Raw genomic sequence first — 25,180 nt, forward strand, 5'->3', positions numbered from 1 at the left:
CGTTGAACATCGATCCAGGAAAGGTCCATGGGCGAGGAAATCCAGGTGGTGCCGCAGCAGGTCAGCATCCTGATCGTGGATGACCTGCCCATCATCCGTCTTTCCCTCGAGCGGATCCTCACGAAGGCCGGCTACCGCTGCCGGGTGGCGGAGGATGTGCCCGGGGCCCTCAAGGCGCTGGATGCGGAGCCTTCGGACCTGGTGCTCAGCGACATCCAGATGCCGGGGGCCTCGGGGCTCGACCTGGTGAAGGCCCTGCAGCCTCGCATCCCCGACATCTCTGTGGTGATGGTGAGCTCCACGGAGGCGGCGGAGACCGCCATCGAGTGCCTTCAGCAGGGTGCCTTCGGCTACGTCCTGAAGCCCTTCCAGCCCCGGGAGATCCTGGTGCAGGTGAACGCCGCTCTGCGGCGGCGCATGCTGGAGATCGCCTTCCGGGACCGGGAGGCCCAGCTCGCCCGGAAGGTTCGCGAGCAGACCGAGCAGATCCGCTCCTCCCGGGAGGAGGTCGCCCTCCGGCTCATCTCTGCCAGCGAGCACAGGGACCACGAGACCGGCACGCATGTCCGCCGCATTGGCCTCTACGCGGCGGAGATGGGGCGGCTGCTGGGCTGGGACGAGGATGCCATCGAGACCATCCGAGCCGCTGCGCCGATGCACGACATCGGGAAGGTCGGGGTTCCGGATGCCATCCTCCAGAAGCCCGGCGCCCTCACGGAAGAGGAATGGGTGACCATGAAGCGGCACACCTCCATGGGCGCCACCATCCTCAAGGGCTCGAAGGTCCCCTTCATCCAGATGGGGGCGCGCATCGCCTTCGGGCACCACGAGAAGTGGGATGGCTCGGGCTACCCGAAGGGCCTCAAGGGCGTGGCCATTCCCATCGAGGCCCGCATCACCACGCTGGTGGATGTCTTCGACGCGGCCAGCAGCCGTCGCCACTACAAGGATTCGTGGCCAGAGGACCAGGTGGTGGAACTCATCAAGAAGGGCCGGGGTGTCCATTTCGATCCCGACCTGGTGGACCTCTTCCTGGGCAGCCTGGATCGCTTTGCGGCGATCCTCGCCGCGAACCCTGATGAGGAACGCGACGAGGATCCTGGAATCTAGATCTGCTGCGGCGGGGCCTCCGCCGAGGTTCGCCCCTTGGTGATGGTGAACTCACCCAGCATCATGGGGACGGCGGCCTTCAGCATGAGGGTGAAGACCAGGAAGCCGATGGCGAAGATGCCCGCGGCCACGGCGATCTCGGTGAAGGAGGGGCGGTAGACGTAGATGTCCCCCAGCACGTCGGGCGTGAGGCCCGGGATGATGAGGCCCATGCCCTTCTCGATGTAGACGCTGGCATAGATCAGTACGCAGCCGATGTTCAGCGTCACCCAGTTGGTGCGGGTGCGCGGCACGAGGAAGAGGATGAAGGCCGCCAGGCCGCAGAGGATGGAGGCCCAGGCGTAGGGCACCAGCGTGGTGTGGCCCTTGAGCCCGAACAGCAGGTACTGGAAATACACCATGTGCTCGGTGCCGGAGTAGAGCTCCTTGAAGGCCTCCGCCGCGGTGAGGAAGAGGTTGAACCCCATGGTGTAGGCCATCAGCTCGGCCACCTTGAAGATGGCTTCGTCCTTGATGCTGAGGCGGGTGGTCTTCCGCAGCACCTGGAGCAGGATGAGCAGGATGGCGGGGCCCGAGCAGAAGGCCGAGGCCAGGAACCGCGGCGCGAGGATGGCGGAGTTCCAGAAGGGCCGGGCGGCCAGGCCGTTGTAGAGGTAGGCGGTGACGGTGTGGATGCTCACGGCCATGGGGATGGAGAGCAGCACCAGGGGCAGCACCAGCTTCTTCACGTAGTGCCGTTCCGTGTAGGCGCAGAAGAGCAGGTAGGTGACGACGAACCAGTTCAGCAGCAGGTACAGGTTCAGCACGATCACGTCCCAGGCCAGCATGGACTGGGGCCAGTTCAGGCGGCCCACGAGCGGGATGATGTGCCAGAAGCGGTCGGGGCGGCCGATGTCCACCATGACGAAGCCCAGGCACATGACGAGGGCGCTGATGGCCAGCATCTCGCCCAGGATGGTGATCTCCTTGATGGGCTCCCAGTCGTAGATGTAGGCCGGGATGACCAGCATGATGGCCGCGGCGGCCACGCCGACGAGGAAGGTGAAGTTGCCGATGTAGAAGCCCCAGGAGACCTGGTCCCGCATCTTCGTGACGATGAGGCCATCCTTCAACTGGCCGATGTAGGCTCCGGCTCCGATGGCGATGAGGAGCAGGAGGAAGCCGACCCAGGCGTAGTAGAGGCGGCCGCCCTTGGTGACCAGGCGGAGGGTGTCGGAGAAGAATCCCGAAAAGTTTCTAAGCGTGAACATGGCCTCACACCCCGTAGAAGTAGAAGAAGTTGGGTTGGGTGTTCAGGTCTTCCTTGAACTTGAAGACGCGCTTGTTCTCGAGGACGTAGCGGATCTCGCTGTCCTTGTCGAGGAGGTTCCCGAACTTGCGGGAGCCCGTGGGGCAGATCTCCACGCAGGCCGGGTACTGGCCGTTGCGGGTGCGCTGGATGCAGAAGGTGCACTTCTCCACCACGCCCTTGGGCCGCGGCCGGTTGCCGAGGTAGTGGGTGTTGGGATTCACCTGGTCTGCGGGCAGATGCGGTTCGCCCCAGTTGAAGTGGCGCGCGCCGTAGGGGCAGGCGGCCATGCAGTAGCGGCACCCGATGCACCAGTTATAGTCCACGACCACGATGCCGTCCTTCTCGCGCCAGGTGGCGCCCACGGGGCAGACCTTGGTGCAGGGCGGCTTCTTGCACTGCTGGCACTGGACCGGCATGTAGAAGTGACCCTCCTGGGGCACCTCCTCGGGGTTGTAGTACTGGTCCGCGTGCTGGAGGTTGACGCCCTCCTCCTTGTCCATCTGGAGGACGCGGATCCACTGGACTTCGGGTTCCCGCGACTGGTTGTTCTCCTTCACGCAGGCATGGACACAGCGGCGGCAGCCGATGCAGCGGCTGAGGTCCAGTGCGTAGCCGAAGATCACGCCGGGAATGGCCGGAGTGTTGGCGACCTTCACCTCCTTGCCGTACTTCGCCTTGTATTCCTTCTCCAGGCGATCGATGACGGAGAGCACCTCCTCCTTCGACAGCTCCTTGAAGTTGTGCTGGAGGAACTCCTCTTTGCTGAGCGTGCCGCAGCCGGTGAGGGCGGCGGCCATGGCGGCCGTGGCGGCGCCGAGGAATTCCCGACGGCTGCCGCCGACCGAGGCGGGAGGCTCACAGCCCCCAATGGGGCATTCGGGCTTGTGGTCCGTCATCGGGCACCCCCTTTCCGGGTCTGGATCTGTTCGGGAGGAGCGGGTGGCGGCATCGGCTTCAGAGGCTGGAACCGCGGGGTATGCGGGTTGTGGCAGTTGACGCAGAGCAGGTACTGCTTGGGCCCGTTCCAGCTGCCGGTGCGCTTGCCATGCACGCCCACCCGCCAGTCACGGAGCTTGTCGCCGTGGCACTGCCCGCACAGCAGGTAGGAGGAGGTGAACGGGATCTTCTCGCCGCTGGCCAAGTGGAGGCTGTCCCGGTTGTTGGCGTCATGGCAGTCCAGGCACCAGCGGCTCGCCGGCCCGTGATGCAGGACGATGTCCGTGTGCATGTCGGTCAATTCGCGGCGCTTGAGGTTGGGCTTCATGCTCTTGCCGTCATGGCAGGAGCTGCAGGGGAAGATGCCTTCGCTGAAGGGGGGCTTGGGCACCTGGATGCCCTCGGGCGCGCCGGACGCATCCGTCGTGGTTCCAGGGTGCGGCTTGGCGGCGGGCGGGTCCGCGAAGGCCACCGGTCCCAGGAGGATCAGCAGGCCTGCCGCCAGCGTGGACAGAGTCGGGAAGCGCATGAGAGGTTCCTTTCGTGCAGCTGGGCCGCAGGGCGGCGGTGGAATCGGACGGGGGTCGGCCTGCCGGAGCGGCGGTGTCATGGGGCATCCTCGCTGTCTTCGTCCACACCCGGGGTGGCAGGGTTTCTCAGGAGGCGCGGCGCGAGGATGAGCGTCGCTCCGAAGCCCATGAAGGCCAGGAAGAGGGTCAGGGGACGCCCCACGGTCATGTCCTCGAACAGGAACTTGAGGGTGGTGACGGCCAGGAGGGGATAGACCATCCAGCGCAGTTCCAGAACGGGCAGCCGGCGCCCCAGCCAGGCCAGGGTGATGGCGAGGGCGGACAGCACCAGGGTGCGGGCCAGGGCCAGGCCGCCAGGGTCGGGTGTTCGACCGCCGCAGCAGGCCCAGATCGCAAGCGCGCCAAGGCCTGCCACCGCCAGACCCCCCATCACCAGCACCGCCGGCCGCATCAGGACGGTGACGGGATCCGGCGGCCGGCGGGCCAGGAAGTACGCCACCGTCGCCAACAGGGCGATCAGGCTGGCCAGCCCCGCCCCGGTCACCGGGGCGGTGGGTCCGGCGGGGTCCATGAACACGTGGAAGGCCCAGGCACCCAACCCGGAGGCCACGGCGGAGGTCGTGAGGTACAGGCCACTCTGCCAGACCAGCACCTTCCTGCGCAGGCGGAGCGCCGCCACCATGGCCACCAGGCCGAGGAGCCCGGCGAGGGTGGCGAAGGCGGGCAGCGGGAGGACGAAGGGACCGCCCAGCAGGAGGAAGACCAGGGCCAGGAAGGTGAAGAAGTTGAAGTTGGCCCGGGTCTCCTCCTGGTCGTCCACGAACGGGAACGCTGCGGCGTAGCAGCCGATGCCGGCCAGCGAGATGCCCGCGCCGAGGATGCCCGTGCCGGCCCCGGTGGCCAGGGAGACGCGCACGGCGCCTCCGAATCCCACCAGCAGGACCAGGGCCGTCTGGATGACCTCGAAGGCGTTCACCACCCGGCGTCGCTGGAGCATCCTGACGGCGAAGCTGCCGATGTAGATCGCGGCCAGGGCGAGAGCGAGGAACAGGGCCCGGTTCAGCGACAGCCCACGGTAGATGCCCTGGGGGCCGCCTGGCCAGGTCGCGAGGAGGGTGAGGATCAGCACACCCAGATCTGCCGCCAGGGCGGTGGGCCAGCGGAGGCCATGCCAGCGCCGACCATAGGTGAGCCACAGGGCCCCGGCCCCCAGGGCGAGGAAGGCCGCGGCGAAGGGCTCGATGGCCCGCTGGACCATCATCACGATGAAGCCCGAGCCCAGCGCCGCCAAGGTGGCCAGCCAGAGGATGGCCTGGAGGTCGCGGCGCCAGGCCACGGCGGCATGCACCCCGGCGATGCCGACCAGGAGGAGGGCCGCCAGTCCTGGCGTCAGGATGCCGAGGCGGGTGGAGGACTCCACGATGAGCGGGTAGGCGATCAGCAGGGAGGCGAGGGTCCGGAACGCGGCATCCAGAGGCCTCCGGGCTCGGTCCCCCAGGAAGGCCCAGGTGGCGGCGTAGGCCAGTCCGAAGCCCACGCCCACCCCAGGGGGCAGGGTTCCCGCATCCACTAGGGTGCGGATGAGGTAGGCGCCACCGAGAATGAGACAGACTCGGCCGATGAGGCCCAGGATGCGGGTGGGGCTCGGGAGGGCGGGGTCGAGGAGGGGGCCGTCTTCTCCGCGAGGCCCGTTCTCGGGAACTGGCGTCTGGGGGGACGGGGTGAGGGTCGGCGCCCCCCGGAGGGCCGCCTCCAGCGCCTGGACCCTGGCTTCCAGGGTGTGAACCAGCTCCGCCAGCGCGGCGAGGCGGGATTCCACCCCGGCCGGCGGATCGCCTGGCGGGGCCTTCAGGGGTGGAACCTGAGCGGTGGACATCGACCTTCCTCCGGGGAGGTGGGACCGAATATGAATAGGGGTTGGTTGGACCCCATGCTGGCCCGGCCGCGCGGGGCGTCAAGCAGGATCAATGCATTCCAAGTGGTTCATAAAGAAAACAATGAATGGTGTTATCACATGGCTAATCGTGTTTTCCGGCGCAGTTGCCGGAGGACATGGGAAGAAACAGATCACTGCAAGTGTCGGGACCTCCCACCTTGGTGGAAGAGCATGTGCCCGCCATCACAGGGGAGCCGGGCCTCCGTTAACCTGGGGAAGGGAGCCCCCCATGACTGGTGTTCGATCCGGATTTCTCTTCGCCTGGCTGCTCCTCTCCGCAGCGGGCCTCATCGCCCAGGACACGACGGTGGTCCTGCTGAGGCACGCCGAGCGCCAGTCGATCTTCGACGGAGACTCGCCTCTGGCTGAAGCCGGCCGGCGCAGAGCCGACGCCCTGGTGCCGCTGCTGGCGGGCTTCCACCCCACCGCGCTGTACACCTCGGAGCTGCAGCGCACCCGGCAGACCTTGGCCCCCACCGCTGCGAAGCTCGGCCTGGTTCCCCTCGTGCGGCCGAAGGAGGGCAGCGCCGCCCTGGCCGCGGAGATCCTCCGGAATCAGCGAGGACGGACCGTCGTCGTCGTCTGGCACCACGATCTGATGAAGAAGGTCGTCCGCGCCCTGGGTGTGAAGGGGCCCGTGCCCTACTGGTCCCTGGACATCTACGACCGGCTCTGGATCGTGACCATCCCCGCCCAGGGGGAGGCCCGCCTGGTGGAGCAGAAGCAGCAGCTAGCGCCAGCTCTGGCCACGGCGTCCTGAGGCCGCCAGCACTTCCTCCGCGGCCCGGAGGCCGTGATCCTGGGCCTCCTCGAAGAGGGCGAGGCCGCTGAGTTCCGTATGGGCGAAGTGGATGCGGCCGAAGGGGTCGGCGAGGGCCCGAAAGGCGGGATCCCACAGCAGACCCGGCGCGGGGCGCACCATGGCGTGCCCCCAGCGCATCACGTCCAGGCGCGCCACCAGGCCTTCCAGGTCCGGGTGGGCGACGCGCAGATCGTCCATGACCATGCGCGCGCAGGTGGGCCAGTCCAGGGAGCGCAGGCGCGTCCGCTCCAGGTCGCAGTCCGGGCCCGCGAAGGGGCGGTACCAGGTCCACACGGTGGGGCCGTAGTCCTGCAGGCTCTGGTGGGTGGCCGCCACATAGCCCAGGGCCTCGCTGTCCCGCAGGACGTTGTCCCAGGCCAGGGGGAAGGTGGGCTCCTTGGGGCGCGCCCGGAGCGTCAGATTGGCCACCATCCAGGGGGCGTTGCGGATGCGGGCCGCCGCCGGCCGCGCCGCGGCCAGGCCTTCGACGACATGCTTCGCCACATGTTGCGGGCCTGCGAAGATCACGCGCTGGGCCTTCCAGCCGACGCGCACCTGGTTCACCGCATCCCAGGCCGTGACCATGAGCCCGTCCTTGGCCTCGTGGATGGCGGTGGCCATCACCCCGCAGCGCAGACGGTCGCCGCAGGCCCGGCGCAGATGGTTGATGAGGAAGCCATTGCCTTCGGGCCAGGTGAGCAGGGGCCGCGAGTCCTCGCCCGGTCCCTGCTTGCGGGCCGCGAAGTAGAAGAGGCCCGCCCAGGCGCTGGTGGTGTCCAGCCGGGAGCCGTAGTCATCCCGGCAGGCGTAGTCCAGCAGCCAGCGCAGGCGGGGGGAGGAGAACCCGCGCGCGTCGAGCCAGGCGGCGAAGGAGAGGCCGTCCAGGGCCACGGCCTCGGGTGCATCCGAGCAGCGGGACCGTGGAATGCTGAAGGCGGGACGGCCTTTGGCGTCGCGGAACGCGGCCCACTGGTCCACCTCCCGGAAGAAGGCGTGATACTGCCGCTCATCCTCGGGGCTGGCCCCGGCCCGCAGGTAGAGTCCCTCCCACCACTGGCCGAAGGCGAAGATCCGTTCCTCGGGCGCGCGCACGGTGGCTTCCTCGGCGAAGACGGGATCCCCCTTGGCGTCGAAGCCGTGGAGGACGCCACATTCGTCCAGCAGGCGCAGGACGGCGTGGTTGCCGCGGTCCGGCACGGGCAGGTAGTGGGCGGCCCAGGGGAAGGCGCTCACGTGGTTGCGGTCCGAGCGGGAGGTGCCGCCGGGTTCCCGCTCGAGTTCCAGCACGCGGAAGTCGTCCAGCCCGCCGCCCGCCAGCCGCCAGGCGGCGCTGAGACCCGCCGCGCCGCCCCCGATCACGAGCGCGGACACGGGCTCGAAGTGCTCCGGCTCGGGGAAGGTGCCTCCGCGCAGCCAGTGCCCGAGTGGCAGGTCCGGCCCGATGATCTCGCCGGGAAAGGGGAACTCCGGCTTCCGGCGGCAGGCCAGGGAGACCGCAGAGAGGGCACCCGCGGCGAGGAAGTCGCGGCGCTTCATGGCCGTGGACTCACGACCACCGCCGCCACTCCCGGGCGTAGAGGTGGACGAGCACCTGGTTGTCCAGGCGGTTCACTTCGGTGGGCACGCGATCCATGTCCCGGGGGAAGGCGAACATGGCGGCGGTGGCCTCGTCCGACAGGTGCCGCAGGCCGGGCAGCACGTGGGTGGGGATCCCGAAATCGCGCTTCGAGGCCAGGGCGAAGCCCCAGACGCCGAAGGAGGGCACCGCCAGGTGGTAGGGATGCACCTTCAGGCCGGCTGCCTCCATGGTGGCGGCGATGCACCAGAAGGACTCCCGGGCCATCAGCGGAGAGGTGCTCTGCACGGCGACCATGGCATCGTCGGCGAGGCGGCGTTGCAGCAGCCGGTAGAAGCGCGAGGTGTAGAGCTTCCCCAGCGCATAGGTGTTGGGATCCGGGAAGTCCACCAGGGCGATGTCAAAGGGCGGGCCTGTCGTCTCCTGGAGCCAGACCATGGCATCCGCATTGACCACCTTCACGCGGGGGTCGTCCAGGGAGGCGCCGTTGAGCTGGCGCACCATGGGCTGTTGCCGTGCCATGTCGGTCATGGCGGGATCCAGGTCCACCAGCACGATCTCCTGGACCGAAGGGTGCTTCAGCACCTCGCGCACGGCGAGGCCGTCGCCGCCGCCGCAGATGAGCACGCGCCTGGCTTCGGGCCTGAGGGCGAACGCGGGGTGGACCAGGGCCTCGTGGTAGCGGTATTCATCGGCGGATGAGAACTGCAGGTTCCCGTTGAGGAAGAGCTGGAAGCTGCCCCGGCCCCGGGTGAGCACGATGCGCTGGTAGGCGCTGTCCTTGGCGTAGACGATCTCGTCCGCGAAGACCTCCTCTTCCAGGACCAGTGTGAACCTCCCGGCGAACACCAGTCCCACGGCCAGCAGGGCCATGATGGCCAGGCAGCGCAGGCGGATCAGCCGGGTGGGGCCCAGCTGGGAGACCAGCAGGTAGGTGGACCACAGGCCCACGGCGGCGTTCAGCAGGCCGAAGAGGAGGCTCGTGCGCACCAGGCCGAGCTTGGGCATGAAGAGCAGCGGGAAGAGCAGGGAGGCGAAGAGGGCGCCCACGTAGTCGAGGGTGAGCACACCCGCGATCAGGTCCTTGAAGCGCACCTGGTCCTTGAGGATGCGCATGAGGATGGGGATCTCCAGCCCCACCAGGGTGCCCACGGCCATCACCACGCCGTAGAGCACGACCCGGAAGGCATGGGTGTGGGCGAAGGCCTGGAACAGGATGGGGGCCGAGAACCCGCCCACCAGCGCCACCGCCAGCTCCAGATCCACGAAGCGCCGCGCCAGCCCCCGCTGGAGGAACTTCGACAGGTAGGAACCCAGCCCCATGGCGCTGAGGTAGACGCCGATCACCGTGGAGAACTGCGTGACCGAATCTCCCAGCAGGTAGCTCGAGAGCGTCCCCGCCACCAGCTCGTAGATCAGCCCGCAGCTGGCGATGAGCAGCACGCTGATGAACAGCAGGGGTGCCTTGAGGGTCGATGGCGGCGCCTCAGGGCCGGGCTCACCCATGGATCGCGGCGGCGATGATGAGGCTGATGCCCAGGATGAGGCTGCCGAGGACGATGCCGAGGGCCACGTTCTGGTCGTCCTCCATCTCCTTGCGGAGGGAGAAGGGCAGGATCTTCACGAGCACGAGCCAGACCACGCCGAGGATGACGAGGCCCAGGACGGAGAAGATGGCGGCGACGAGAAGCTGGTGGAGCAGCTGGTCCGTGAACATCACTTGCCTCCGTGAAAGCCGTTGTTGTGCAGGAAGGTGCGGTAGGCGCCCGGGGTCTGGCGCACGCTGGGTGGCAGGTCGGCGCGGCGCCGGTTACCGAAGAATTCCCGGCCGAGGAAGCCGTTGGCCACCATGAGGCTGAAGCCGCCGCCGAGGAAGAGCAGATAGAGGATGCGCATCAGTCGTCACTCCCGGAGGCGGCCGCACTCGGCGCGTACATGCTCTCCTGCCAGCGCCGGCTTTCGAAGGCCGCCAGGCGGAACACCATGAGCAGGGGCACCAGGACGATGGCCAGCAGGGCGAGCCCCGGGTACAGCCAGCGCATGACGCCCTGGCGGAGCTGCACATCGATGGCCCTGACGGGCGGAACCTTCCCGTCCCACTGGGGTGCGAGGCGCAGCACGTAGGTGCCGGCGGGCACGGCGCTGAGGAACACCGTGTCGGTGCGGCCACCCTCGGACCAGGACTCGCCTCCATCCACGCCGTGGTACCAGCTCGATTCCACCAGGAAGAGCTCGGCCACCCCGGTGGTCTCGCTCACCAGGGCGCCCTCCACGCCCACCCAGCTGTTGTTGACGGGGGCACTGAGGGTGACCGCGAGGTTCTGGTGGCTGTCCTTGATCTCGATGGGGTCCGAGAAGAAGACCGGCTCCTGGGCCTCAGGTGCCGGCGTCGCGGGGCCCGCACCCCGACGCGCGGGCAGGCCGGGTCGGGCGGAGTCGCCAGGAATCTGCCGCAGGGCTGGAGTCAGGTCATAGAGATCCAACTGCCGCCGGAACAGCTCGGTGTTCCGGTGCGTGATGGACTCCGCCATCACCAGCAGCAGCAACAGGCCCAGGGCGCCCACCAGCCAGGGGGCGGCTTTCGCCAGGGCGACCTTGTGGGGGTTGGGCTGGAAGGAGGCGATGCCGGTGGGCGCGGCCGGCGCCCCCTCGAGGCGGAAGGCCGCCCAGACTTCCCCGGGTTCCAGGTAGGTCGAAAGGCTCCAGTTGACCTCGCCGCCCCCGCCCTGGTGGGCCTGGCGTTCCCGGGTGAGGCTGCGGGGCGGGGCCACGAACTCGGAGACCTCCACCCGCTCACCCTGTTCCACGGTCCAGTAGAACTCGCCCCACACACCTTCGACCACGGCCTCCACATCCTGGAAGCGCCGCCAGTTGTGGCCCTGGGTCCAGAGGTTCTTCTGCCCGTCGCGGACCTGGGGAACCTCGCCCGGCGCCACGGCCACGGCCAGGCTCCAGTGGCCGTCGCTCTGCACCAGCCACTGGAAGCCGTGGCGGCTGTCCAGCAGCAGGTACTCGTTCCAGGGATAGGCCGTGCCTTCGATGGTGCAGCTTCGCCGCAGCTGCCCGATGCAGGTGACGGACTCGCCGCGCAGGGTGCCTGCGGCGCCCAGCGGGATCACCACATCCTGGCGCGGCTGCTTCAGGCTCTTGAGGAAGGCGAGCTTGCCGCCCTCGGCCGAGAGCAGGCTGCCGCAGCTGGGACACCCCACGCGCAGGGTCTGGTCCGGCGCCCGGAGCGCCAAGGCCCCACCGCATTTGGGACAGTTGAGGCTCTGGGCGCCCGCTTTCGGGGGCTTCCTCGTGCCGCCCTGGATGCCGAGGTCGGCCAGGGACACCTCCCGGCCCAGGAAGAAGAGGGGGGGATCCTCGCCGTAGTCCAGGGTGGCGAAGGCGCCGCTGCGGCCGGACAGGTCCGCGTAGCGGTAGGTGGCGCCCGGTTCCACGGCCCAGGGGATCTCGCCCTCGGCGCTGTGGAAGGCGGCCTCGCTGACCTCGCCCACCGTCCAGAGGCCGTCGGGACCCAGGTCCGCGAGCCCGCCGGCCTGCAGGTCCGCGGGGGCGGGCAGCACGCCGTGGGGCGTCTGGGTGAAGGTCAGGTAGAAGCGGCCCTGGGCTTCCGCCAGCCAGCCCCAGCGCCCATCGTCCAGGGCCAGGTACCACTCGTCCCAGACGCCGCCCAGCGGATGCTTGAGCTGCACGCGGCCGGCCAGCGTGAAGGTGCGTCCCGTGTAGTGGCCCGTGGCGCCCAGGCCCAGCGGCGAGCCTGTGTCCACCAGGTCGGCCACCTTGCCGATGAGTTCGGGATCGCGGTCCCGCCGGGCGGCCAGGGCCTTGCAATAGGAGCAGACGGCCACCATGGTCCCGGGCCGGAAGCTCAGGGAGGCACCGCAGCTGGGGCAGGAGGCGAGGGGGCTCATGGGGTCCCGGTGATTATGCAGGTCGGTCAGAGGCAGGGGAAGATGCGGCCCAGTCCATCCCGGAAGGTTTTTTCCGGAGTGAGGAGGCTCAGCACCAGGTGGCCGTCGCCCGGAAGGTCGAAGAATGAGCCGGGATGCACCAGGACACCGGTCCGTTCGAGCAGGCGCAGGGCGCAGGCCCCATCCTCGTCCACGGCGGGCCGGCGGAGCAGAACGGACCAGCCGCCCTCCACAGGCAGCCGGGACAGGTGGGGATGGGCGGTCAAGGTCGCGTCCAGGGCGGCGAGGTTGGCCCGCAGGCGGATCTGCACCTGCTGGCGGATCCCGGGGGCCAGGGCCAGCAGGGTCGGGGCGGCGGCCTGTACGGGAGCGGACACGGACAGGTACTGGTCGGCCAGGAAGGCCAGGGCCTCCAGGCCTTCCGCCGCGCCGGGCCCGCGGACGGCGATCCAGCCGAGCTTGAGCTGGGGCAGGGCCGCCACCTTGCTGAGGCCCGAGAGCAGGAGGACCGGGCAGGGCGGGTCGGGATCCAGGAGGGCCGTGGCCAGGCGGTCGGCGGGTGGTTCCAGGGCGTAGTCCGCGAAGACCTCGTCCACCAGGAGGGCCAGGCCGAGCCTCGCACAGAGATCCGTGAGCGCGGACCATTCCGCCCTGGACAGGAAGTGGCCGGTGGGATTGTTGGGATTCACCACCACGATGGCCCGGGTCCGGGGGCCCGCCGCCGCTTCGAGCGCGCCGAGATCCAGATGCCAGCGGTCATGGAAGTACGAAGGTACCGGGCGGGCGTGCAGGCCCTCCAGCCGGGCCAGCCAGTCGAAGAGGGGATAGCTGGGACTGGGAACGAGCACGTCGTCGCCGGGATCGCCCAGCAGCTTGAACAGCAGACCGTAACCCTCGCTGGTGGAGGCCGTGAGCAGCAGCTCCCCGGCCTGCAGGCTGTGCCCGTGGTGGGCCGCGATGGCCTCGCGGGCGATCTGCGAGCCCTGGGGGTCGGGATCGTAGCCCAGCACGGCGGGGGCCGACAGGGCCGCGCGGAGGTCCGCCTCGGGGTAGGCGAATCCGCAGCGGGTGGGATTGGATCCCGTCAGATCGAGGACCGGCCGACCTTCCGAGCGCAGTTGCGACAGCCGAGCCGACAGGGCGTTCGGCTCGAAGCTGGGCGGAAGGCGGGCGGACAGGCGCATGGGACCAGGGTAGACGAATTGCCTGGGGGCCCTGTTCCCGGGGTGGATAATCGACCCATCCATCAGGAGGCTCCCATGGCGAAGACCCCCAAGGTCGCGGTGCTGCTGGCCGGTTGCGGCCACCTGGACGGCGCAGAGGTGCGGGAGGCGGTGCTCACGCTCCTGGCCCTGGATCAGCATGGGGCGGCCTTCCAGTGCATCGCGCCCAATGCCGATCAGCACCACGTGATCAACCACGCCACGGGCCAGCCCGTGCCGGGGGGGCGGCGCAACATCCTGGAGGAATCGAGCCGCATCGCCCGGGTGGGCCAGTGCCTGGACCTGGCGGAGGCGAAGGCCGCGGACTTCGATGCCCTCGTGATGCCCGGCGGCTACGGGGTGGCCAAGAACCACTGCACCTTCGCCTTCAAGGGCGCCCAGGGCGAGGTGCGGCCCGACGTGGCGACCTTCGTGCGGGCCTTCTTCGAGGCCAGGAAGCCCGTGGGCGCCATCTGCATCGCCCCGGCCCTGGTCGCCCTGGCGCTCTCAGGGAAGGCGTCCGTCGACCTCACGCTGGGGAACGACGCCGGCTGCGCCACCGCGGTCAACCAGCTGGGCCAGCACCACAAGGACACCCCGAACTCCCGGGAGATCGTGATCGACGAGGCCCACAAGCTGGTCACCACGCCCGCCTACATGTTTGATGATGCGAGGCTGAGCGATGTGTGGGTGGGGATCGAGCGCTGCGTGGCCGAGATCCTGAAGCGCTGCTAGCCGAGTTCCCGCCGCGGGTGCACCATCCGCCGGAGGGCGGGTGTCGTGATCCTGCTGGCGGCGAGGATGCGGGCTTCCTCCTCCATGGCCCTGATCCAGGGCACCGCGTGACCCAGCGCCAGGCCGGAGTCCGGCAGGGCCAGGCTGCGATCCAGGGCGCGCAGCACCTGGTCGGCCACGGGGCCCGTCTCGCGCCAGCGGGAGGCGGCCAGGGCCTCGGTCTGGGCAGGGCGCAAGGGTGGCTGGATGAGGGCCACCAGGGCTTCCATCCCCAGCTTCGGGTTCTGGAGGAAGGCGGCCAGTACGCCGCTGTCGGGGGCCCGCCACACGAGGGACCACAAGGGCCGGGGCGCGTGCAGCGCGAGGCTGCGGCGCTCACCTGTGGTCATGACGCTCCAGAGCTGCTGGAGTTTCTCGATGGCCTGCTGGCGAGCCTGGGGATGGGCGGCCGCATCCACCGCCACTGTGGCCAGGGCCCGCCAGGGCAGGCGCCCCATGAGCGAGGACCGCAGGTGGGCCGTGGCCTTGGGGTGCTGGGCGATCCAGCGCAGCAGCAGGGGCCGCTTCCGCAGCTCAGGCAGTTCCGCCGCCGCTTCCAGCCAGCCCCGGGGCGGTTCCGGATGCCGCAGCATCCGCAGGAACCGCGACCAGGGGATCTCAGGCGGCAGGGCCCAGGGGGCGGGGGAGGTGCGGGGCATGGGGAGAGTTTAGGGGAATCGAGTCGGGTGTCCGGAGTCCGGACTGAAGGCTGAGGCCTGGGGACCGTTTTGCGCCACACTGTCCCCATGACTCCCGAGTTCACCATCCTGGGGCGGGGCCGCGCCGGTCGGGCCCTGGCGGCGGCCTGGGGGGCGCGGGTGGCGCTGCTGGATCACGGCGCCCGGCCGGACGGGCTGGTCCTTCTCGCGGTGCCGGATCGCGCGATCGCCGAGGTGGCCCAGGCCTTTCCCGGCCGCTGTGTGCATCTGGCCGGGAGCCTGCACCTGCCGGGAGTGCCCTGCGCCCACCCGCTCACCAGCTTCGACGGCGAGGCGAGGGACTGGGCGGGCACGCCCCTGGCCATCACCGGGGCCGTGCCGGACCTCCTGCGGCGGGCCTTCGGCGACCTGGGCTTCGCGGCCTTCGACCTGCCTGCGGACCTGAAGCCGCTCTACCACGCGGCGGCCGTGCTCACCTCGGGCCACGCGGCCTCGCTCTGGCTGGGGGCGGACGCTCTGCTGCGCGCCCGGGGCGTGGCCCTGCCGGGCCGGGGCCTGCTGCCGCTGGCCGAGGCCACCCTGCGCAACGTGACCGCCCTCGGTGCCGCCGGGCGCACCGGACCCTTCGTCAGGGGCGACGAGGCCACCATCGCCCGGGATGCGGAGGCCCTCCCGGAACCGTGGCGCGGGATCTTCCTTAGACTGGGGCGAAGCCTCGACTGAATCCACGAAACCGCGGAGCGCCATGTCCCTGCTGCTCATCGTCTCCATCATCTGGGCCCTGTCCTTCGGCCTCACGGCCCAGGTGAGCGACCTGGGGGCGCCTTTCGTGACGGCCGTGCGGACCCTCCTCGCGGCCCTGGTGTTCCTCCCGTTTCTGGACGCGAGGGGGTTGTCGCGGAGGCAGGTGCTCGCCTTCGCGGGCATCGGGGCCCTCCAGTTCGGCCTCATGTACCTCCTGTACATCGCCTCGTTCCGCTGGCTGCAGTCCTCCGAAGTGGCCCTGTTCACCATCTTCACGCCCCTGTTCGTGACGCTCGCGGCCGATGTCCTGCGTCGGCGGCTCTCCTGGCTGTTCCTGCTCACGGCGGCCCTGGCGGTGCTGGGGACGGGCATCTGCGTGGGGTCCGGCCTGGGCCGGAAGGGGATCCTGCTGGGCTTCCTGCTGATGCAGGGGGCGAACCTGTGCTTCGCCCTGGGCCAGGTGCTCTACCGGAAGCTGGCACCGGCCTCAGGCAAGCGGGACCGGGACCTCATGGGCCTTCTGTATCTGGGTGCCTCCGCGGTGGCTGTGGCCATGGCCGCGCCATCCATCCCGTGGGCCAAGGTGCAGGCCATGAGCCTGCGGCAGGTGGGCGTGCTGGTCTACCTGGGTGCGGTGGCCTCGGGGCTGGGCTTCTTCCTCTTCAACGCCGGGGCACGCCGGACGGACATCGGCACCCTGGCCGTCTTCAACAACATGAAGATCCCGCTGGCGATCCTCGCTTCGGGCCTGGTGTTCCGCGAAGCCGTGGACTGGCCGAGACTGGCCGCCGGCGGGGCGGTCCTCGCCTGCGCCCTCGGGTTGAATGGTCTCTCTGGAGTTCGGCCATGACCACCTTCACGCCGCCGCTGGCCCTCCGGGCCGAAACCCCCGCCGCCTGGGCTGAGGCGGCCCTGGCAGATCCGGAGGCCCTGCTGTCCGACCATGCCCACTGCGAGAAGAAGGCGGCGCTCACGGCCATGAACCTGGCTCGGCACCTGGGCGACCAGGCCCACGCCTCCAGACTGCTGACCCGCCTGGCGGACGAGGAGCTGGACCACTACCGCCGGGTTCTGGAGGGGATCCAGGACTTCGGCTGGACCCTGCGGCCCGACCGGGGGAACGCCTACGCCCAGGGGCTCCACCAGCTGGTGTCGAAGGGCCTGCTGGATCAGCTGCTCATCGCCGCCCTCATCGAGGCCCGCAGCTGCGAGCGGCTCTGGTTGCTGGAACGCGCCGCCGCCGGCCATCCGGCCCTGGGAGCCGCCCCCTGGCTGGCCTTCCTGCTGGAGCTGGAGCGCTGCGAGGCGGGCCACGCCCACGCCTACCTGAGCCTGGCCGAGGACCGGTTCGGCCGGGAAGTGGCCCGGAAGCGCCTGGACTGGTGGTTGGACCGGGAGGCGGAGACGATCCTGGCCCTGCCGTGGAGATCTGCGGTCCACTAGGTCTCTTAACCAGAGGTAAGCCCAACCGTGGCATCCTGGAGCGTCCCCCGAGGCACGCTATGTCCACAGTTCCCGACCATGGTCTCAAAGAGATGGTGCCGGTCTTCGGACCCGACGCGCTCGGGGCCCATGCCGGCGCGAGCTTCCACCAGGCGCTGGCGCGGCTCAGCGAGGGCGGCGACCTCAAGGCCCGGCTGTTGCTGTCGGCCCTCTCCCACTTCGCGGCCAAGGGCTACGACGGCGTGCAGGTGAAGGAGGTGGCCGAGGAGGCGGGGGTCTCGAAGCCCACCCTCTACTACCACTTCGGCAGCAAGGAAGGTCTCTTCCGCCAGCTCTGCCTCGTTTCGCTCTCGGCCATGGCCGTGCGCATCCAGGCCCTGGTCGAGCCGTTCCTGGCGGCCCCCATCCGGGGCGCCAAGGCCATCGACGAGGCCTGTGTGAGGCTGGTCCAGGCCTACCTGGACCTGCTCCTGGAAAGCCAGGAATTCACGGGCTTCATCCTGCGTTCCATTGCGGTGCCCTCTCCGGATTCCGGCTTTCGCGACCTCATGCCCCTCGTGGAGAAGGGCCTGAGCCCCCTGGGGCTCTTCATGAACCATGTGTTCGGCACCGGCCTGGAGCAGGCGCGCAAGGAGGTGCTGCTGTTCACCTCCCTGGTGGGTGCGCTCATCGAGGAGAAACTCCGGGATCCGCAGTACCAGATCTCCAGCGAGGAAGTGCGGTGGGTGGCCAACCGCTGGCTCCACGGCGTGCAGGGCTGAGCGATCTGAGGAAGGACATCATGGCCAAGCCCGCCCCGATCCGGGCCATCCTCCGTCCGCTGGATCTGTTCCAGCACCTCTTCGAGGTGGAGTTGACGCTTCCCACCGAGGCCCTGGCTTCCGGGGCGGTGGTGGCGATGCCGGCCTGGACGCCGGGCTCGTACCTCGTGCGGGATTACGCGCGGTTCGTGGACCGGGTGCGCCTGCAGGAGGGCCGGAGGGAACGCCCCCTGGAGAAGCTGGACAAGCAGCGCTGGCAGCTGCCGGCCTCGAAGGGCGACCTCACGCTCCGCTACCGCGTGTACGGGAACGACCTCACCGTGCGCACCAACCATGTGGATGCCACCCACGCCCAGATCATTCCCGCCGCCACCTTCCTCTACCTGGAGGGCCAGCTGGACCGGCCGGTGGAAGTGCGCTTCGAGGGTTTTCCAAGCGACTGGAAGGTGGCCACGGCCCTGCCCCGGAAGCAGGGCGCCCACTTCGCGAAGGACTTCGACACGCTGGTGGATTCCCCCTTCGAGCTGGGTGCGTTCCGGACCCGCAGCTTCGAAGCGGGAGGTACCACCTTCGAGCTGGTGTTCACGGGTCGCCACAACGGCGAGGAAGGCCGCATGGCCGAAGCCACCCGGAAGATCGTCGAGGCCGCGGGCGCCATCTTCGGCGGCTTCCCCTTCAATCGGTATGTCTTCTTCTTCACTTTCACGCCCAAGCTGCGCGGAGGGCTGGAACATAAAGACTGCACCAGCCTCATTGCGGACAGTCATGCTTTCGACCGGGTCGAGGGCTACTACGCCCTGTACCAGCTGGTGGCCCACGAGTTCTTCCATGCCTGGAACGTGAAGCGGCTCCACGACCCCATCCTCGGGCCCTTCGACTACAGCCGGGAGAACCCGACGAAGATGCTCTGGTTCCACGAGGGGCTCACCTCGTACATGGAGCATGTGATCGTGCTGCGGGCCGGCGTGGTGCCCTGGGCCCACACCTCGAAGGAGCTGGCCAAGTGCTGGAGCGAGCAGGTGCAGCGCCCGGGGCGGCTCGAGCAGAGCCTGGAGGAATCCAGCTGGGATGCCTGGATCCGCTTCTACAAGCAGCACGAGTTCAGCCCGAACAGTTCCGTCAGCTACTACGACAAGGGCGAGATGGCAGCCTGGCTCATGGATGCCACCCTCCGCGAGGGGAGCCGGGGGAAGGCAGGCCTGGCGGACCTCTTCGCGCGGCTCTGGACGCGCCACGGCGAAGCCGGCCTGACGGACGCGGATGTGCGGCGGGCGTTCCAGGAACTCTCGGGAAAGGATCCCGCGCCCTTCTGGGATGCCTACATCTCCGGTCGGGCCGAGCTGGATGCCACACCCCTGCGCCAAGCCTTCGGCCTGGCCATGGAGGCCCGGGCCCCCTGGGAGGCCCTCTCCGCCGAGGAGGCCAAGGACCCCGCGGCGCAGCGTCGCGCACGCGCCTGGACGGGCCTCGTGCTGGCTTCCAACGGACCCACCATCCAGAACGTCATCCCCGGGAGCCCCGCGGCCAGGGCAGGCCTCAGCTTCGGCATGGAGCTCCTCGCCGTGGACGGATGGCGCACCACCACTGCGGCGGAAGCCCAGCGCAGCCTTGCGGAGCCGGGTCCCGGCGCGAAGGTGAGGGTGCTGGCGGCCGACCGGGGACGGGTCTTCGAGGTCGACCTGCCGGTGGTCGAGAGCCCCGAGCGCACCTTCCGGCTGGTGCCTGAAGCGCAGGCCGGACCCACGCAGCGGGCCGCCTTCGCGACCTCCTATGGCCAGTCCCATCCCTCGGCACCCGTGAAGCGGGGCGTGCGCCGGTGAGGATCGCCGCGATCCTCGCCGCCCACGACGAGGCCGACCACATCGGACCGGTGCTCGCGGGTCTGGGGCCCTTCGGTCTCCACCGCATCCTGGTGGTGGACGATGGCTCCTCCGATGCCACGGGCGCCACAGCCGCCGCCCATGGCGCCGAGGTGCTGCGCCTGGAGTCTGGGGAGGGCGGCGGCAAAGGCCAGGCCATGCGTGCGGGCATCGCCCGGCTGCGCTCCGACGACTTCGATTTCTACTTGTTCCTGGATGCCGACGGCCAGCATGACCCGGCCGACTTCCAGCGGTTCCTGGACCACCTCGCCTTGCATCCGGACACCGACTTCCTGATCGGGTCGCGGCTGCTGGATCGGGCCAAGATCCCCCCCAAGCGCTGGCGGACCAACGCGCTGGGCACCTGGACCCTGGGCCGCATTGCGGGGGTGACCTGGGAGGACAGCCAGAGCGGCTTCCGCCTGATCCGGAAGAAGGTGCTGGACCGGCTGGAGCTTCGCGCCACCGGCTTCGCCATCGAAATGGAAATCGCCATGAAGGCTGCGGACTGGCGGCTGCGCTGGGCGCATGTGCCCATCCGGGCCATCTACCAGCCAGGTCCGGCGAGAAGCCATTTCAGGGGTGTGATGGATACCTGGCTCATCGCCTGGGAATCCCTGAAGTGCTAGCGGGCTTCAGCCCGGTCAGGCCTTGTCGTTTGACGCTGCCCCGCAGCGCCAAACGCGGTCCTGATCCGGGTTGACCTGACTGATCGCCTGGGGACCACTCAAGGGTCGAGGTGTCCGGGCCACCGGCGCCCTGGCGCTGCGGCACAGCGCCAGGGTCGCTCCCGATCGGCGTGGCGCCTCCTGGGGATGGGGCTGCCTGCAGGCTCAGCGCGCGGTGGCCGAAGTGACCGCCGCGTGGCCCTGCACCTGCACCACCGGCAGGGCCGGGGCTCCACTTGCAGGAGTGACGGCCCGCAGCAGCGCCTGGATCCGGGTCTGCATCTCTTTGTCCTCCACCTTGCCCACCCGGGCCAGATACAAGGTGAACAGCTCGGAGCCATCGACCGGAGCTGTCCCGGGCTTCAGGAAGGCGGGATGCACCGCTGCGATCCGGCTGGCGCCGTCCTCTTCGAAGGTGCGCTGGGTGTAGGGATGCCGCTGCTTGGCGATCTCCTTCCAACGCTTCTGGTCGTTCTCCGGCATGCCGGAGGTGGGATGGATGTGCTTGAGCACGACGAAGTAGTTGTCCTCCTCGTCCTCGGAAATGCTCACCCGGCGCAGGTCCCAGGCGACGTCCTGCCCCTTCCGCGAGAAGCCCATGTTCAGGATGAGGAAGTCCTTGGGCGACAGGGCCACCTGGGAGGCATCCAGGTCCAGCTTCGCCCAGAGGGCCTGGAGATGCAGGGATTTGCCCTCCTTGAAGGAGAACGCCATGGTGCGGAGGGGGGCGGGAAGCTGATCCCGGTGCTGGAGATACTCCACCCAGTCGCTGAGTTTGCCGCCGTAGGGCACGTAGGTGTAATCCAGGAACTTGGCCATGTCATAGAGCCAGGAATTCAGCGATGAGGAATTCGTGAACTTGACGGCCATGACCACCCCCGAGGGGACGAGGGTGGTGTAGGTGATGACCGAGCCATCATCGTAGGGCGTGAACCAGAGGGCCTCCTGCCAGGCGCGGCCGAAGCGGTCCGTGTGGGGCTTGACCTGGTAGGGCTGGCCGAAGGAGGTCACGCGGATGTCCTGCCCGCCGACGGTTCGCTGGACCTGGACGCCCTTGAGCAGCAGGTCCATGGTGACCTTCGGCTTGGTGAGGAGGTCGCCGAGGGCGACTCCATCCGGACGGCGCATCTTGAAGAGGTACACACCGTTCGCCTCGGCGTACCAGAGGCGGCCGTTCTTGGGGATCTCGTTGCTCTTGTACTCCAGGCCGGACAGGCTCCAGGTCTTGGTGGTCTTGTCGCGGAAGATGACTTCGGGATCGCCGCTGCTCGGGATGTCCGCGATGGCCGCTTCGCTGGCCTCGCCACCCGGGAACAGGTCGGCTCCGAGGCTGGTGAACAGGTCATCCATGGCCTGCGTGTTGAACGCATCCGCCCGGGCCGCAAGCTCCTTGCGGAGTTCGGTGTAGGGACGGGGCAGGGGGAGGTTGAAGGCCCGGTCGAGCGCCTTCGACTTTTCCGGCAGCAGGGCGAAGGCGAAGGTGAACTTGTTGAAGAACGCTGCGGTGTTGGCCTTCACAGCCTTCAGTTCCTCGGTCGGCAGGGAGTAGCAGATGTTGTCCTTCTTCCCCTGGACCAGGCCCACCACGCGGCCCTGGGGGTCCACCAGCGGACCGCCGGAGTTGCCGGGGTTCACGCCCGCACTGCTCTTCAGGAGGTTCCAGGCGCCACGCAGAGGCTCCGGCAGCGTGCCGATCACCTCTCCCGGGCGGATGACCAGACCCTCCCCGTAGGCGTTCCCCACCGTGAATACGGTCTCGCCGGCCTGGAATCCGTTGCGGAGTTCCAGCCACCGGTCGAAGGTCCGTCCTTTGACGGTGAACTTGATCATGTCCCGCTGCTCGTCGAGTGCGACGACCTGGTCCACTTCCCAGACATTCTGCTTGGCGTCACGGATGTAGCAGGTCTGATAGCCCATGGAGGCGTGAACCGGCTGGAAGACGTGGTGCGCGGTCACGAGCTCCGTCTTCGAGACCGCGAAGGCGGTGCCGATCGAGATGTAGCGGTCATTGCGGATGTTGAAGGGCACCAGATCCCAGGGCAGCTCCTTCTCGTAGGAGACCGGATCCTTGTCGGGATCGGGGCGGAGCACCACCACCTCGAAGCTCGATTCGGTGACCCGGGCCTTGACGGCCGGGGCGAGGGCAGTCTCCTGGGCCCTGAGGGCGGGGAGGCAAACCAGGACCGGGAAAAGGAGGGCGGCGAGGTATCTCATGGGGCATCCGTGAATGATGGGGGACAAACCTTCATCCAGCCTGAGGGCGTGGCACCTATGCTTACTGGCCTTGAATGTCCGCAGTGTATCTCAAATGGGCCCCGGTGAATTCGCGGTACCTTGGATCCATGGACATGGACGATTCTGGAACAACTCAACCTTCGCTCCGGCCGGCGGAAGGCCCCGGATTCCCTCTGGTGATCCGGTGAACCCTCTGGATTGGGATCTGGGCAACGTGCCACCGGGCGTGGCCTGGGGCGGCATCGATGAAGCGGGCCGGGGCGCCTGGGCGGGCCCCGTGGTGGCGGCCTGCGCGGTGCTGGACACGGACACCGTCCGCCGGTGGCGGCATGTGCTGATCGGCGTCCGGGACAGCAAGCAGCTGACGCCCGAGAAGCGCGAGGTCCTGGCGGCGGAACTGAAGGCCATCCTGCCGGCCTACGGCATTGCGGAGGTGGAGGCCATGGCCATCGACCGGGAGAACATTCTCGAGGCCACCATGATGGCCATGCGGCAGTCCGTGAAGGAATTGTCCCTGAGACCCCGCATCCTGTTCATCGATGGCAACCGCGGACCGAGAACCGGCCTGCCGGAGCGCCTGGTGGTGGATGGCGACGCCATCAGCTGCGCCATCGGGGCGGCCAGCATCCTGGCCAAGGCCCACCGGGACGCCCTCATGATCGCCCTGGAGGAGCAGCAGCCCGGCTACGGATTCGGCCAGCACAAGGGCTATGGCACGGCCCTGCACCGGGCCCGCATCGCGGAACTGGGGGTGTCCCCCGTCCACCGCATCAGCTATGCGCCGGTGGCCGCGCTCCAGCGCGTGGATGAGGACCTGCGGGACGCCCTGCATCACAGCCTCGATCGCTGCGCCAGCGTGGTGGAACTGCAGGCCTGGGTGGTGAGCGACCTTCGGCCGGCCTACGGCCGCCTGAAGCTGGTGTGGGTGGAGACCCTGCGCCGCCGCTATGCGGATCGGCTGGCCCAGTTCGCCAGCGCGGAAGGCCTCGAATGACCGAGGTCGCGCTGGCCCTGATCTGCCGGGACGGGCGCTGCTTCCTCCAGCGCAGGGCAGCCTCGAATCCGGTGATGCCGGGTCTCTGGGAATTCCCGGGGGGCAAGGTGGAGGCTCTGGAGACGCCCCTCGACGCGCTGCGCCGGGAGCTTCGGGAGGAAGTCGGGGTGGTGTTCGAAGCGGCCACCGAATTGCCGGTCATCGAGGGTCCCGTACGCCTTCATCCGTTCCTGGTCGAAGGGCCGGACCGGCCGCGCACGGACCTGGCCTGGGGCTGGTTCACCCCGGGGGAGATGGCGCACCTGCCCATTCCGCCGGCCAACGGTGAGCTCATCCGCTGGTTGGCCACGGCCCGCTGACTGGGGGCCACGACCCGATCTGATAGGCTGGACTTTTGCCCAGGCCCGGAGCTGTCATGCCGCGATTCCTTGTTCGGACCTTCCTGTTCGCCCTCGCCGCGCTGGCCCTGCAGGCCCAGCAGACCGAGGTGGTGCTGAGCGCCTCCAGCAGCGCCAAGCTGGTCCTGGGTATGGCGCCGCCCAAGGTCTCCGGTATCGATGAAGCCCAGGTGGCCACGGAATTCACGGCCGTGCTCAAGCGCGACCTGGATGAGACGGGCGTCTTCGCCGTGCTCCAGGAGGGACTGCCCGCCGAAAGCGCCCCGGCCAAGGCCTGGAAGGAAGCCGGCGCCCAGTGGCTGCTGAGCGTCCGGCTCACGCGGGCCGCGGTGGGCGAGCTCCAGCTCGAGGCCTCGGCGCTCGACACGGCGGCGGAAAAGTCCGTCTTCACCAAGCCCTACAAGGCCGAGCGGATGGTGCCGCTCCGGCGCCTCGCCCATGCGCTCGCCGATGACCTCGTCGCCCGGCTCACCGGCGAGCGGGGGGTGGCTTCCAGCCGGGTGGTCTTCATCCGGCAGATGGCCCCGGGCGTGAAGGAGCTCTTCCAGATCGACCGCGACGGAGCGAACCTGGTCCAGCTCACCCGGCACGGCAGCCTCACCCTGTCGCCCTCCGTGGCCGCGGATGGCCGACTGGCCTATGTCACCTACAAGGGCGGAGCGCCCGAGATCTGGGGCCAGCGCCACCGGGATGGCGCCCACCAGAAGCTGTACCCCGCCAGTGGCTCAGGGGGCATGATCACCTCGCCCGCGTGGTCCCCGGATGGCCGCCGCCTGGCCTTCGTCCAGGGTGACCGCCGCGGCAACAGCGATATCATGGTGCTGGACCTGGAAACCGGACGCACACGCCGTCTGACCGACGGTAATGGCATCAATACTGAACCTAGCTGGAATCCCAACGGCACTCAGATCGCCTTCACGTCAGATCGCGAGGGCGGGCCCCAGGTGTTCCTCATGCAGGACGATGGCTCGAATCTGCGCCGCTTGACCGGCGAAGGCACCTACAACGCCAGTCCGGCGTGGAGCCCCAACGGAGCGATGATCGCCTATGTGTCACGATTCGAGGGCAAGTTCGATCTTTTTATCTATAAATTGGGAGAAGGAAAGGCCTATCAGATCACCACGGGCGTGAGCACTTCGGAGTCGCCAGCCTGGTCTCCAGATGAGCGCCGGCTTGTATTCACGAGCAACCGGTTCGGCTCGATGCAGCTATTCACTACGGATCTTTCGGGTCGCCAGGTGGTCCGGATGACGGACCTTCCCGGCTGCCAAAGCCCCAAGTGGACCCGAGGCCGCTGAAAAATAAATGACAATTTCCTGAGTACAGTCCTTCTATACTCAGGCTC

24 protein-coding genes are annotated in these 25,180 nt (G+C 68.7%); 12 read left to right on the top strand and 12 right to left on the bottom strand.

Features of this window, described 5'->3' with window-relative positions:
* Positions 1–27 precede the first annotated feature (27 nt).
* Positions 28–1,110: an HD domain-containing phosphohydrolase gene (locus MLE43_RS00395; RefSeq protein WP_243300645.1), complete on the top strand. Its 1,083-nt coding sequence runs from the start codon at positions 28–30 to the stop codon at positions 1,108–1,110.
* On the opposite strand, the gene dsrP is transcribed toward MLE43_RS00395, so the two are convergent.
* From dsrP to MLE43_RS00415, 4 genes are all read right to left on the bottom strand, one after another.
* On the bottom strand, positions 1,107–2,360 hold the full coding sequence (gene dsrP / locus MLE43_RS00400) for a sulfate reduction electron transfer complex DsrMKJOP subunit DsrP (protein WP_243300646.1): 1,254 nt from the start codon (positions 2,358–2,360) through the stop codon (positions 1,107–1,109). The genes MLE43_RS00395 and dsrP overlap by 4 nt on opposite strands.
* Positions 2,361–2,364: 4 nt before the next feature.
* Positions 2,365–3,297, bottom strand: a complete 933-nt coding sequence (locus MLE43_RS00405) for a 4Fe-4S dicluster domain-containing protein (protein WP_243300647.1) — start codon at positions 3,295–3,297, stop codon at positions 2,365–2,367.
* Positions 3,294–3,866: a cytochrome c3 family protein gene (locus MLE43_RS00410; protein WP_243300648.1), complete on the bottom strand. Its 573-nt coding sequence runs from the start codon at positions 3,864–3,866 to the stop codon at positions 3,294–3,296. The genes MLE43_RS00405 and MLE43_RS00410 overlap by 4 nt, the downstream gene beginning before the upstream one ends.
* Before the next feature lie 77 nt (positions 3,867–3,943).
* Positions 3,944–5,743 (bottom strand): DUF2339 domain-containing protein, encoded by a 1,800-nt coding sequence (locus MLE43_RS00415; RefSeq protein WP_243300649.1) that lies wholly within the window; start codon positions 5,741–5,743, stop codon positions 3,944–3,946.
* A gap of 289 nt (positions 5,744–6,032) precedes the next feature.
* Between MLE43_RS00415 and MLE43_RS00420 the strand changes: the two genes are divergently transcribed.
* Complete coding sequence (locus MLE43_RS00420) at positions 6,033–6,563, top strand: histidine phosphatase family protein (protein ID WP_243300650.1); 531 nt, start codon at positions 6,033–6,035, stop codon at positions 6,561–6,563.
* On the opposite strand, the gene MLE43_RS00425 is transcribed toward MLE43_RS00420, so the two are convergent.
* From MLE43_RS00425 to MLE43_RS00450, 6 genes are read right to left on the bottom strand one after another with little or no spacing between them, the layout of a single operon-like run.
* Entirely contained in the window at positions 6,534–8,141 is a 1,608-nt protein-coding gene (locus MLE43_RS00425; protein ID WP_243300651.1) for an FAD-dependent oxidoreductase, read from the bottom strand. The genes MLE43_RS00420 and MLE43_RS00425 overlap by 30 nt on opposite strands.
* Positions 8,142–8,151: 10 nt before the next feature.
* Positions 8,152–9,687 carry a polyamine aminopropyltransferase gene (locus MLE43_RS00430; RefSeq protein WP_243300652.1) on the bottom strand — a complete coding sequence of 512 codons (1,536 nt, stop codon included), beginning with the start codon at positions 9,685–9,687 and terminating at the stop codon, positions 8,152–8,154.
* The gene (locus tag MLE43_RS00435) at positions 9,680–9,898 is read right to left on the bottom strand and encodes a DUF350 domain-containing protein (protein WP_243300653.1); all 219 of its coding nucleotides are present in this window, start codon (positions 9,896–9,898) and stop codon (positions 9,680–9,682) included. The genes MLE43_RS00430 and MLE43_RS00435 overlap by 8 nt, the downstream gene beginning before the upstream one ends.
* Positions 9,898–10,077 carry a hypothetical protein gene (locus tag MLE43_RS00440; RefSeq protein WP_243300654.1) on the bottom strand — a complete coding sequence of 60 codons (180 nt, stop codon included), beginning with the start codon at positions 10,075–10,077 and terminating at the stop codon, positions 9,898–9,900. Before MLE43_RS00440 ends, MLE43_RS00435 begins: the two co-directional genes overlap by 1 nt.
* Entirely contained in the window at positions 10,077–12,098 is a 2,022-nt protein-coding gene (locus tag MLE43_RS00445) for a DUF4178 domain-containing protein (protein ID WP_243300655.1), read from the bottom strand. Before MLE43_RS00445 ends, MLE43_RS00440 begins: the two co-directional genes overlap by 1 nt.
* Positions 12,099–12,124: 26 nt before the next feature.
* Positions 12,125–13,282 carry a pyridoxal phosphate-dependent aminotransferase gene (locus MLE43_RS00450; RefSeq protein WP_243300656.1) on the bottom strand — a complete coding sequence of 386 codons (1,158 nt, stop codon included), beginning with the start codon at positions 13,280–13,282 and terminating at the stop codon, positions 12,125–12,127.
* Positions 13,283–13,357: 75 nt separating this feature from the next.
* Here MLE43_RS00450 and elbB point away from each other — a divergent pair, with 75 nt between their 5' ends.
* Positions 13,358–14,035, top strand: coding sequence for an isoprenoid biosynthesis glyoxalase ElbB (elbB, locus tag MLE43_RS00455; RefSeq protein ID WP_243300657.1), 678 nt, complete (start codon positions 13,358–13,360; stop codon positions 14,033–14,035).
* On the opposite strand, the gene MLE43_RS00460 is transcribed toward elbB, so the two are convergent.
* On the bottom strand, positions 14,032–14,733 hold the full coding sequence (locus tag MLE43_RS00460; RefSeq protein WP_243300658.1) for a hypothetical protein: 702 nt from the start codon (positions 14,731–14,733) through the stop codon (positions 14,032–14,034). The two genes, elbB and MLE43_RS00460, sit on opposite strands and share 4 nt — an antisense overlap.
* A gap of 69 nt (positions 14,734–14,802) precedes the next feature.
* Between MLE43_RS00460 and MLE43_RS00465 the strand changes: the two genes are divergently transcribed.
* Genes MLE43_RS00465 through MLE43_RS00490 form a run of 6 tightly spaced genes read left to right on the top strand, consistent with a single transcriptional unit; the run spans position 14,803 to position 20,169 of the window.
* A complete protein-coding gene (locus tag MLE43_RS00465; protein WP_243300659.1) occupies positions 14,803–15,456 on the top strand; it encodes a DUF2520 domain-containing protein in 654 nt (217 codons plus the stop codon).
* Between the two features lie 22 nt (positions 15,457–15,478).
* The gene (locus tag MLE43_RS00470; RefSeq protein ID WP_243300660.1) at positions 15,479–16,327 is read left to right on the top strand and encodes an EamA family transporter; all 849 of its coding nucleotides are present in this window, start codon (positions 15,479–15,481) and stop codon (positions 16,325–16,327) included.
* Complete coding sequence (gene miaE / locus MLE43_RS00475) at positions 16,324–16,920, top strand: tRNA isopentenyl-2-thiomethyl-A-37 hydroxylase MiaE (protein WP_243300661.1); 597 nt, start codon at positions 16,324–16,326, stop codon at positions 16,918–16,920. The genes MLE43_RS00470 and miaE overlap by 4 nt, the downstream gene beginning before the upstream one ends.
* Before the next feature lie 59 nt (positions 16,921–16,979).
* Positions 16,980–17,681, top strand: coding sequence for a TetR/AcrR family transcriptional regulator (locus MLE43_RS00480; protein WP_243300662.1), 702 nt, complete (start codon positions 16,980–16,982; stop codon positions 17,679–17,681).
* Positions 17,682–17,701: 20 nt separating this feature from the next.
* A complete protein-coding gene (locus MLE43_RS00485) occupies positions 17,702–19,501 on the top strand; it encodes a M61 family metallopeptidase (protein WP_243300663.1) in 1,800 nt (599 codons plus the stop codon).
* Positions 19,498–20,169 carry a glycosyltransferase family 2 protein gene (locus MLE43_RS00490; protein WP_243300664.1) on the top strand — a complete coding sequence of 224 codons (672 nt, stop codon included), beginning with the start codon at positions 19,498–19,500 and terminating at the stop codon, positions 20,167–20,169. The genes MLE43_RS00485 and MLE43_RS00490 overlap by 4 nt, the downstream gene beginning before the upstream one ends.
* A gap of 204 nt (positions 20,170–20,373) precedes the next feature.
* Here MLE43_RS00490 and MLE43_RS00495 read toward each other — a convergent pair whose 3' ends face one another.
* A complete protein-coding gene (locus tag MLE43_RS00495; protein WP_243300665.1) occupies positions 20,374–22,422 on the bottom strand; it encodes a S1 family peptidase in 2,049 nt (682 codons plus the stop codon).
* 205 nt (positions 22,423–22,627) lie between these two features.
* Here MLE43_RS00495 and MLE43_RS00500 point away from each other — a divergent pair, with 205 nt between their 5' ends.
* From MLE43_RS00500 to MLE43_RS00510, 3 genes are read left to right on the top strand one after another with little or no spacing between them, the layout of a single operon-like run.
* A complete protein-coding gene (locus MLE43_RS00500; protein ID WP_243300666.1) occupies positions 22,628–23,437 on the top strand; it encodes a ribonuclease HII in 810 nt (269 codons plus the stop codon).
* Entirely contained in the window at positions 23,434–23,796 is a 363-nt protein-coding gene (locus tag MLE43_RS00505; RefSeq protein ID WP_243300667.1) for an NUDIX domain-containing protein, read from the top strand. The genes MLE43_RS00500 and MLE43_RS00505 overlap by 4 nt, the downstream gene beginning before the upstream one ends.
* A gap of 56 nt (positions 23,797–23,852) precedes the next feature.
* Positions 23,853–25,133 carry an LpqB family beta-propeller domain-containing protein gene (locus MLE43_RS00510; protein WP_243300668.1) on the top strand — a complete coding sequence of 427 codons (1,281 nt, stop codon included), beginning with the start codon at positions 23,853–23,855 and terminating at the stop codon, positions 25,131–25,133.
* Positions 25,134–25,180 lie beyond the last annotated feature (47 nt).

Source organism: Geothrix oryzisoli (genome assembly GCF_022808865.1).
GTDB lineage: Bacteria > Acidobacteriota > Holophagae > Holophagales > Holophagaceae > Geothrix > Geothrix oryzisoli.